This is a genomic window from Maribacter sp. 4G9, assembly GCF_002742265.1.
In the GTDB taxonomy this organism is placed as follows: domain Bacteria; phylum Bacteroidota; class Bacteroidia; order Flavobacteriales; family Flavobacteriaceae; genus Maribacter.
Genome location: NZ_MDGL01000192.1, coordinates 1 through 1467 on the forward strand (window position 1 = coordinate 1; position 1467 = coordinate 1467).

A 1467-nucleotide genomic window follows, 5' to 3' on the forward strand; every position below is an offset into this window, starting at 1 on the left:
TTTGCTATTGCAAAATCTGGTAGACCATATGATGAAACTTACGTTTCCATACTGCCAAGATAAATAGAAGATGGATTGAATAAAAAAAGCTCAAAGAATCAAGTTATTGAACCTATGAGCGTGGAATAATAATGTCTCAAATTAAGGAAGAATTTGTTTGTTTTTTACCTCAGTTCTTTGTTGTAGCACGTTTTTAGTTTTTATTTTCTGTTTTCAGCGCAATGTTATATCCATATTTTTTTGCAGTCAAATCGTAAAGCAAAGATATAGGGTTATCATATTTTGACGTAATAATGATTGAGTCCTGTTTTATATAGACACTGTCAATTATTTCGCTATTCGCTCTTAGAATTAATTCTGTTTTGTTCCATCTCTTATTTGTCAGGTCGATATGTGTGTAGCTATTGGAAATTTCGCTCACAATATAGTGCTCAATTTTAATTTCTTTATTTTCAACAACTTTTAAATCTAGTTTTTTGGTCGAAACTATGTCGCTACAAGAAGCAAAAGCGATTATAAGAAAAAATACATTCCAATTTTTCATATTCAATTTTAAGTTCAAAAAGTCAATTATTAAATCTACTGTTTCTCAAATGTGCTACAACGCAGGGCTATGTGAAGCCACGTTACGGGTTTTAAATTTACGCAACTTGTTGGGATAAATTTACAAATACGTGTTGAACGTGGCCAGGTTGCATATAGCCGTTGATATGTACAGTTTTCCTCGATGGCGCCTAAAGGTGATAGGTTGGATGGTCCCTCATCCTACGGATTATGCAAACTGGCATGGCCCTGCGATGATGTACAAATCCCAAGGGGCGGGAATTGGAGCCTTTGGCGACAATGTAGCGACTTGGGTTCACCTTTAGGTGAATTGTACATCATCGGTCTAGTGTATGAGTAGTAGCGGATTTTCACGCTCTAACTTTTCAGTTTAGCATTGACCTTTGTTTTATGTTTATACTATGGTTTATCACTTAAATCGCTATTACTTATACACATTGTGTGTGCCCAGTATGGGCATCTTTATCTTATAGCAATATAAGAATTTATTTAGAGGGTGTAAGTCCCTTATGCGCTGGAGTAACGTCTGGAAGCATTAGTAAGTCGCAAGGGTGGTAACCGCGAGGTTACATCTGAAGAAAGCGAGACTACAAAACTCGGTACTGACGAACAGGAACCGTATATGAGGCATTTATGCATGGGTAAGCAAGCACATCATTGTAACGCCCAACGAGTACAAAAGATGCATTAATGTAGATACGGCAGGGATCGGGGGAAAGAAGATGCCATTACCTGGGGAGGTCTCCAAAGCTACGTGTAGCTACATGGAGAAGTCAGCAGAGGTCATAGTACTTACGGGAAATGAGCTAGGGAAGTACCCTAGAGGTCTCACAAGTAAGGAAGGACCGAACGTTAAATCACGTCTGGATTCGTATAGGAATCGGTTTATCCGATAGCCTATAC

2 protein-coding genes are annotated in these 1467 nt (G+C 38.1%); one reads left to right on the forward strand and one right to left on the reverse strand.

The genetic code is table 11. From position 1 onward, the window contains the following. Window positions 1-193: 193 nt before the first annotated feature. Window positions 194-544, reverse strand: a complete 351-nt coding sequence (locus tag BFP75_RS20205; RefSeq protein ID WP_099547135.1) for a hypothetical protein — start codon at window positions 542-544, stop codon at window positions 194-196. 166 nt (window positions 545-710) lie between these two features. Between BFP75_RS20205 and BFP75_RS22005 the strand changes: the two genes are divergently transcribed. After that, window positions 711-869 (forward strand): hypothetical protein, encoded by a 159-nt coding sequence (locus BFP75_RS22005; RefSeq protein WP_165776517.1) that lies wholly within the window; start codon window positions 711-713, stop codon window positions 867-869. Window positions 870-1467: the final 598 nt, after the last annotated feature.